The following is a 7,156-nucleotide window of genomic DNA, read 5'->3' as shown; positions in this document are numbered from 1 at the left end:
CGACGGCGGCGCCCGCGCCGCGCGGGACGCCCTGCTCCGAGGCGAGGCCGGGACCTTCGCCATCGCGCCGGCCGAGCGGCTTTCGGCCCTCGACGGCCTGAAGGCGGCACCCCCGGCGCTCGCCGCCGCACCGCGCCTCGGCGCCCTGCTGGACCCCGCGCCTGTTGCCCCGCCGGCGATGATCCATGTGCTGGCCGATGCGCTGGTTCATACCGGGGCCTGGACCGTCTTCCTGGGCGGCCGACCACTGCTGGAGAGCATCCCGCCCTGGCATCGCGGGCGGGTGGCGGAGTTCCTGGCGGAGCCGCGCTTCGCCCACGGCTGGGCGGAAGGGCTCGCGACGCGCGTCGATGGCCCCGTCCTGTGCATGCAGACCCCGGGCGGACGGAACTACTGGCACTGGCATGGCGACTGCCTCGCCGCCCTGGCGCTGGGGCGGGAAGCGCTTGGCCGTGACGTCCCCATCCTGCTGCATGTCGGCCTGCCCGCCTTCCAGGACGCGGCGCTGCGGCTGACGCCGTGGACCGGCCCGGTGGTGCGCTCGGGCGGGCTGGTGCGCTGCGCGGCCCTGGCCTGGCCATCGCCGCTCGCCGTCTCGGTCACGCCCGGTGCCCATGCGGGCAGGGCCTTCGCCGCCATCCGGGCCGGCGTCGCCGCGGCGCCGGCGGGGCCTCGGGTCTATGTCGCGCGCTTCGATGCGCCCGGGCGCCGGGCGATCGAGAACGAGGACGCGCTGGCCGCGGCCCTGGCGGCGGAGGGGTTCGAGATCGTGACACCCGGCGCGATGCCCTATGCCGCGCAGGTGGCGCGCTTCGCCGCCGCCCGCCTGGTCATCGGCGCGCATGGCGCGGGGCTGACAAATGCCGGCTTCGCGGCGCCGGGCGCGGCACTCATTGAACTCCACCCGACCGGCTACGGCGTGCCGACCCATGCGCGGCTGGCGATGCTGCGCGGCCTTGCCTGGCATGGCTGGCTGATGGAACCCGTGGCGGGGCAAGGGCATGAGGCGCGCTGCCGGGTCGATATCCCGGCCCTGCTCAGTCAGCTGCGCGCCTGGGGGCTGCTGGGGGCATGAACGACGCGCCGGGACGCCTCGGCCTCGCGGTGCTGCGCGATGCGCTGCTCGTGCCGCCGGAACCCGGGCCGACGCCGCTTTATCCTTTCGTGCTGGGCGTCTTCGACGCCTCGGGGCGGCCCGTGCCGGAAGCGGCCTGGCGGCACAGGGCGCTCGATCTTGCGACCGCGCCGCCGCGCCCGCCCATGCGCCGGATCGCCGGGCGGCACGCCTATGGCGGGCAGCTGGTGCCGCATTTCGGGCACGGGCTGCTCGACGCGCTGGCGCGCGCCTGGCATCTGCGCGCCGCGCCGGAGACGCCGGTGCTGTGGCATCGGCAGGGCCCTGGCGTCTCCCCTGCGACAGGGCGACGCTGCTCGGCTTCGCAGGGCTTGCCGCGCCGGAGGTCAACGTCCTCGTCGAGGCCGTGACCGTCGAGGAACCGGTCGTCCCGCAACAGGGCTGCGTCTTCGGCGGCTGGTTTCATCCGGCGCAGGCAGCGGCCCTCGGCGTCGCGCCCTACGGGCCGGTGCAGGGCGGCAAGCGCGTCTGGCTGTCCGGCAGCGCGCTGCCGGACCGGGTCGCGCACGTGCAGGGCGAGGCGGCGGTGGAGGCGCGCCTCGCCGCGGCAGGCTGGACGATCCTGCGGGCGGAGACGCTGTCGCTGCCACGGCAGCTCGCGGCGCTTGCCGGGGCGGAGCGGATCGTGGGCCTCATGGACTCGGCGCTGCACCTGCTGTTGCTGTTCGATGTCGTGCCGGCGCGCGTCTCGATCCTCAGCCGCGGTCTGCATCGCGACTTGGTGCGACCTATGAGACCATCGCGGCGGCCACGGGCTTAGCGCAGGAGATCCTGCCCGTCGCCCTTGCTGGCGCGCCGGCGGTCGACGGGCCGCGCCAGTCGGTGCGGCTTGCCGACCCGGCGCCGTCGCGGCCGCGATCCTTGAAGGCTGACCGTCGCGGCGGCTGTCAGCCGTTGCGCGGCAACCCCTTGAGCGCGTCCGTGGTGTCGAAGTCCCGCAGCACGGCGTCATCCGCCATCTCGACCTCCACCATCCGGTCGGCATGCGTGCCGACCAGGTGGCGGGCGCCGACATCGCCGGTGATCGAAGCCATCTCGGGCAGGAATTCGCGGCTCCAGAGCATCGGGTTGCCCTGCTTGCCGCGGAAGGTCGGCATGACGATGGCGCGGCCTTCCTCCGGGTCGAAGGCGGCGATCAGCCGATCCAGCATCGGGCCGGCCACCAGGGGCATGTCGCCCAGGCAGACGAGGAAACCCTCCGCATCCTCCGGCAGCGCGGCGAGGCCGGCCTTCAGCGAGGCCGACAGCCCCTCGGCATAATGCTCTGCATGGGCGAAGAGCACGGGGCGGCCCGACAGCGCCTCCTCCACGCGGTCGCGCTCATGGCCCGTCACTACGATGATTGGCCGCGCGTGAGAGGCAAGGGCATTGTCCACCACGCGCGCGACCATCGGCACGCCCTGCTGGTCGGCGACCAGCAGCTTGTTCAGCGGCGCCATGCGGCGCGACCGCCCAGCGGCGAGCACGATTGCCGCGACGGTGCGCGCGCGGCGGGGGGCGAGCGTCGCCGGCGGCGTGCGTGGCGCCTGTTCGCGCGGCAGGGGGCGCACCTCGATCTCCTTGAGCAGCCCGCCCACGCCCATCGCCGTGATATCCGTGCGCTTCACCTTGAGCCCGGCGAACAGCCGCTGCAGGACCCAGTCGAAGCCGTTAAGCTTCGGGCTGCGCGCGCAGCCGGGCAGCACCAGGGCGGGAATGCCCGCGATCTCGCCGAGGCAGAGCAGGTTGCCCGGATCGACCGGCATCCCGAAATGGGTGACCGCGCCGCCGGCGCGGACGATCGCCGCGGGGCCGACATCCCGCCGGTCCACCACCGCCGAGGCGCCGGCGATGAGCAGGATCTCCGCCCCCGCGCGCTTCAGCCGCGACAGCGCCTCGGAGACCGAGCCTTCCTCATGCCGGACGCGTTCGACGGGCAGCATGGTGCCGTGCAATGCCTCGACGCGGGCGGAGGTCGCCTCCACCGCGCCCTCCATGACGCTTTCCTTGATGCCGGGCAGTTCAGTCAGCACCAGGCCAACCTTGAGCGGGCGGAAGGGGTGGATCGCCAGCGGCGGCGCGGCGGCGGCGCGCGCGACCGCCTCCGCGACCGACAGCACGCGGCCCGGCACGGCGAAGGGGATGACCTTGATGGTCGCGAGCATCTCCTTGGCCGAGACCACGGTGTGGTTCGGCAGGGTCGCGACCGTCAGGCTTTCATCGACGGCGTTGACCGCATCGATCCGCTTCGCGTCGATGACGAGCAGGCCGGCCGTCTCGGCGAAAAGGTTCACGCGGCCCGTCGCGGCGCGGGATCGGGCGATGTACGGCGCGGTCAGCGCGACGGCGAGGCGTTCCGCCGCCTCGTCCTCCGGCACGTCGCCGGCCTCGAGGCGGGCGGTGATCACCTCCCGCTTGCCGGCATCCTTGAGCGCGGTGACCGCGGCGTCGTCGAGCACCGTGCCCTTCTTCAGGACCTTGCCCGTCAGGCGCAGCGAATGGGCGAGGATCGCACCCTTCGCTTCCTCGAGCGGCGTCGGGCCGAAGATCATGCGCCGATCCCGATGCTGACGCGGCCCTGCTCGGGCGCCGGAATGGGGCGCGGCTGGCCGAGGGCCGCGCCGCGGCGCGCGGCGACGATCTCGGCCATGACCGACAGCGCGATCTCGACCGCCGTCACGGCCGCGATGTCGAGCCCGACCGGGGCGTGGATGCGCGCGATCGCCGCGTCGTCGTGGCCGAGGTCCTTCAGCCGCGCGACACGCTTGGCATGGGTGCGGCGGCTGCCGAGCGCGCCGATGTAGAAGGCCTCGCTGCGCAGCGCCGCGTCGAGCGCCGGGTCGTCGAGCTTCGGGTCGTGCGTCAGCGTTACGACTGCGGTGCGGATGTCGGGCTTCAGCGCGACCATGGCCTCGTCCGGCCAGTCGGTCGAGAGCGTCACGCCCGGCAGCCTTTCCTCGGTCGCGAAGGCGCGGCGCGGGTCGACCACGGCCATTGAGAAGCCGAGCGGGGCGGCCATCGGCGCCATTGCCTGGGCGATGTGCACCGCGCCGACCACGATGATGCGCAGCGGCGGGTTGTGCGGATGGACGAACCACGCCTCCCCATCCAGCATCACATTCGCTGCCTTCTCGGCCCCGAGCGCGGCGCGCGCCGCCTCGGCCAGCATCGCGGGCAGGGCTTCCTGCGGCCAGAGATGCTGTTCGCCATCCGACAGACGCGTCAGCAGCACCACGGGGCGCTGCGCGGCGCGTTCCGCCTGCAGGCGGGCGAGGATCTCGGCCCTCATGTCAGCGGCTCCACGAAGACCTTCATCTTGCCGCCGCAGGACAGGCCGACTTCCCAGGCGCGCTCATCCGAGATGCCGAAGTCGAGCAAGGCGGGTTCGCCCGAGGACATCGCCTGCTTCGCGGCATCGGCGACCGCGCCTTCGATGCAGCCGCCCGAGACCGAGCCCATCAGCCGCCCCGAGGCGGTGACCGCGAGCCGCGAGCCGGCGGGGCGGGGGGAGGACCCCCAGGTCTCGACCACCGTCGCGATCGCCACCTGCTCGCCTTCCGCCTTCCAGCGGGCGGCGATCGCAAGGATGTCCTCGGATTGCGTCGTGTCGGTGCTCATGCCGCCTTCCTTCCGCGCTGCGCGGCGTGCGGGTCGGACAGGGTCGCGACCAGGTCCCGCAGGCTGTTCAGGTTATGCACCGGGCGGAAATCGTCCACATGGGGCAGCATTGCCCGGATGCCTTGGGATTTGGGCTGGAAGCCCTGGAATCTCAACAGGGGATTCAGCCAGATCAGCCGCCGGCAGGACCCGCGCAGCCGCTCGGTCGCTTCCGCGAGGCCCGCGGCACCTTCCCGGTCCAGACCATCCGTGATCAGCAGCACGACCGCGCCCTGGCCGAGCACGCGCCGCCCCCATTGCCGGTTGAACAGCGCGAGCGATTCGCCGATGCGCGTCCCGCCCGACCAGTCCGGGACGATATGCGCGATGGTCTCGAAGGCGACCTCCGGATCGCGATGCTTCAACTGGCGCGTGACGTTCGTCAGCCGCGTGCCGAAGAGGAAGGCGTGCACCCGGTCCCGGTCATTCGCGACCGCATGCAGGAAATGCAGCAGCACCTGCGCGTAGCGGGACATGCTACCGCTGATGTCGCACAGCGCCACCAGCGGCGGCGGGCGCGTCACGCGGCGCCGGCGCGCCAGGTCGAGGATCTCCCCGCCCGTGCGCAGGCTTTCGCGCACGGTCGCGCGGAGGTCCGCCACCGGGCCGAAGGGGTCGGGGCGGAAGCGGCGCGTGCGGCGCTCATCCAGCGGCAGGCACAGGCGGCGGATCTCCTGCTTCGCAGCCGCCACCTCCTCGGCCGACATGGCCTCGAAATCCATCTGCTGGAGGCGCTCGCGCTCGCTGACCGTGAAGGTCATGTCGTGGCGCGGGGGCGGCTCCTCGGGCGGCTTCGGCTTGGGCTTTTCGCCCTGCATCGCCTCGGCGAGGCGCCTCGCGGCGGGTGGGGCCTTCTCGTCCCTGGGCTTGTTGCCGTCCATCAGCGCCATGGCGGCGGCGTGCGCGGCAGCTTCGGGGTCCCGCCAGAAGAGCTGGAAGGCCTGGTCGAACAGCTCGAAATGCTCCCGCCGATGGACCATCACGGCACGCAGCGCGGCATGGACCTGGCGACGCTCGGCAAGGTCGACCTCGGTCAGCGCCTCAAGCCCCGCGATCGCTTCCCCGGGGCCGAGCGGCAGGCCGGTGCGACGCAACAGGCGGGTGAAGGCGAGGAGGTTGTCGGCGAGATGCCCGCCGGGGGCGGTCGCGGCACCTGCGGCGCGGGCCTGGGCGGCGCCGATGATGCGGGAGGCATCGCGGTCGGGGGTCAGCGCCATGCGGTAAAGGCCTGGGGAGGGGAACCTCCCCCGGGCCCCCTCCCTTCTTCGTCTTCTGGGCGGGGGCGGCGGGCGCGCAAGATCACGCCGCGCTCTCGGCGATCAGACGGGCGGCTTCCGCACCCTTCAGCTTGGCGATGTCATCCTGGTACTTGAGGAGAACGCCGAGCGTCTCGTCCACCGCCCCGGGCTCGAGTTCCTTCGCATCCAGGGCCGCGAGCGCCTGCGCCCAGTCGATCGTCTCGGCCACCCCTGGCAGCTTGAAGTAGTCCCCGTCACGGACCTTCTGGACGAAGGCAACGATCTGCGCGGATAGCTTCTCCGGCAGGCCCGGCGCGCGCAGCCGCAGGATCGCGCGTTCGCGGGCCGCGTCGGGATAATCGACCCAGTGATAGAGGCAGCGCCGCCGCACCGCGTCATGCACCTCCCGCGTGCGGTTGGAGGTGATGATGACGACCGGCGGCGTCAGCGCCCGCACGGTGCCGAGTTCCGGGATGCTGATCTGGAAGTCGGCCAGGATCTCGAGTAGGAATGCCTCGAAGGGCTCGTCCGCACGGTCGAGCTCGTCGATCAGCAGCACCGAGGGCTCGCCCTCCAATGCCTGGAGCAGCGGGCGGGACTGCAGGAAGCGCCGGTCGTAGATGCCGCGTTCCAGGGCTTCCCGATCCGTCTCGCCTGAGGCTTCCGCCAAGCGGATCGCCATCAGCTGCCGGGCATGGTTCCACTCATAGGCCGCGGCCGAGAGGTCGAGCCCGTCATAGCATTGCAGCCGGACGAGATGCCGCGGCAGCATCTTCGCGAGCACCTTCGCGATCTCGGTCTTGCCGGTGCCGGGCTCGCCTTCGAGAAACAGGGGGCGGCCCATGCGCAGCGCGAGGTGGACGGTGGTCGCGAGCGCGCGGTCCGCGACGTAGCCGCCCGCGGCGAGCAGCGCCTGCGTCTCCGCGACGCTCGCGGGCATGCTCACAGGAACATCAGTGCCAGGATGACGAGCCAGATCGCCCCGCCCGCCCAGGCGAGCAGCGGGATGCCGAAGGGCGCTTCCGGCAGCAGGTCGAAGATGGAGATGCCGGCGGGCGCGGCCGGGATCGCACGCGGAGCGGCGGCAGGTACCGGCGCGGCGGGCGCGGCTTCGGCGGCGGCTGGGATCTCGGCCGGCGGCGGCGGG

At 72.8% G+C, this 7,156-nt stretch carries 8 protein-coding genes and 1 pseudogene; 3 read left to right on the top strand and 6 right to left on the bottom strand.

The window, feature by feature from the left end; translation table 11 throughout:
* The 3 genes from HW577_RS17005 to HW577_RS16995 all read left to right on the top strand — a co-directional run.
* Positions 1–1,075: glycosyltransferase family 61 protein (locus HW577_RS17005; RefSeq protein WP_198377338.1), on the top strand; the 1,075-nt coding region annotated here is incomplete at its 5' end.
* Positions 1,072–1,485, top strand: a complete 414-nt coding sequence (locus tag HW577_RS17000; RefSeq protein WP_198377337.1) for a hypothetical protein — start codon at positions 1,072–1,074, stop codon at positions 1,483–1,485. The genes HW577_RS17005 and HW577_RS17000, both read left to right, overlap by 4 nt.
* Complete coding sequence (locus tag HW577_RS16995) at positions 1,383–1,895, top strand: glycosyltransferase family 61 protein (RefSeq protein ID WP_198377336.1); 513 nt, start codon at positions 1,383–1,385, stop codon at positions 1,893–1,895. Before HW577_RS17000 ends, HW577_RS16995 begins: the two co-directional genes overlap by 103 nt.
* Positions 1,896–2,022: 127 nt before the next feature.
* Here HW577_RS16995 and HW577_RS16990 read toward each other — a convergent pair whose 3' ends face one another.
* The 6 genes and pseudogenes from HW577_RS16990 to HW577_RS16965 form a co-directional block, all read right to left on the bottom strand.
* Positions 2,023–3,666 (bottom strand): NTP transferase domain-containing protein, encoded by a 1,644-nt coding sequence (locus tag HW577_RS16990; RefSeq protein ID WP_198377335.1) that lies wholly within the window; start codon positions 3,664–3,666, stop codon positions 2,023–2,025.
* Positions 3,663–4,403 carry an XdhC family protein gene (locus HW577_RS16985; protein ID WP_198377334.1) on the bottom strand — a complete coding sequence of 247 codons (741 nt, stop codon included), beginning with the start codon at positions 4,401–4,403 and terminating at the stop codon, positions 3,663–3,665. Before HW577_RS16985 ends, HW577_RS16990 begins: the two co-directional genes overlap by 4 nt.
* Entirely contained in the window at positions 4,400–4,732 is a 333-nt protein-coding gene (locus tag HW577_RS16980; protein ID WP_198377333.1) for an XdhC family protein, read from the bottom strand. Before HW577_RS16980 ends, HW577_RS16985 begins: the two co-directional genes overlap by 4 nt.
* Positions 4,729–5,988, bottom strand: a complete 1,260-nt coding sequence (locus HW577_RS16975; RefSeq protein ID WP_198377332.1) for a vWA domain-containing protein — start codon at positions 5,986–5,988, stop codon at positions 4,729–4,731. The genes HW577_RS16980 and HW577_RS16975 overlap by 4 nt, the downstream gene beginning before the upstream one ends.
* A gap of 82 nt (positions 5,989–6,070) precedes the next feature.
* Positions 6,071–6,949, bottom strand: a complete 879-nt coding sequence (locus HW577_RS16970) for an AAA family ATPase (protein WP_198377339.1) — start codon at positions 6,947–6,949, stop codon at positions 6,071–6,073.
* 2 nt (positions 6,950–6,951) lie between these two features.
* A pseudogene (locus HW577_RS16965) lies at positions 6,952–7,156 on the bottom strand (SRPBCC family protein); the annotation flags it as partial.

This window comes from Neoroseomonas rubea, assembly GCF_016106015.1.
Classification (GTDB): domain Bacteria; phylum Pseudomonadota; class Alphaproteobacteria; order Acetobacterales; family Acetobacteraceae; genus Neoroseomonas; species Neoroseomonas rubea.
The sequence above is the reverse complement of the archived record's forward strand: the minus strand, read 5'-3'. Positions and strand labels throughout refer to the sequence as shown.

Bases quoted from the DNA above. Each gene is read 5' to 3' on its own strand.
- HW577_RS16980 (WP_198377333.1), bottom strand. From the start codon at position 4,732: ATGAGCACCGACACGACGCAATCCGAGGACATCCTTGCGATCGCCGCC.
- HW577_RS16975 (WP_198377332.1), bottom strand. From the start codon at position 5,988: ATGGCGCTGACCCCCGACCGCGATGCCTCCCGCATCATCGGCGCCGCC.
- HW577_RS17000 (WP_198377337.1), top strand. From the start codon at position 1,072: ATGAACGACGCGCCGGGACGCCTCGGCCTCGCGGTGCTGCGCGATGCG.
- HW577_RS16990 (WP_198377335.1), bottom strand. From the start codon at position 3,666: ATGATCTTCGGCCCGACGCCGCTCGAGGAAGCGAAGGGTGCGATCCTC.
- HW577_RS16970 (WP_198377339.1), bottom strand. From the start codon at position 6,949: ATGCCCGCGAGCGTCGCGGAGACGCAGGCGCTGCTCGCCGCGGGCGGC.
- HW577_RS16985 (WP_198377334.1), bottom strand. From the start codon at position 4,403: ATGAGGGCCGAGATCCTCGCCCGCCTGCAGGCGGAACGCGCCGCGCAG.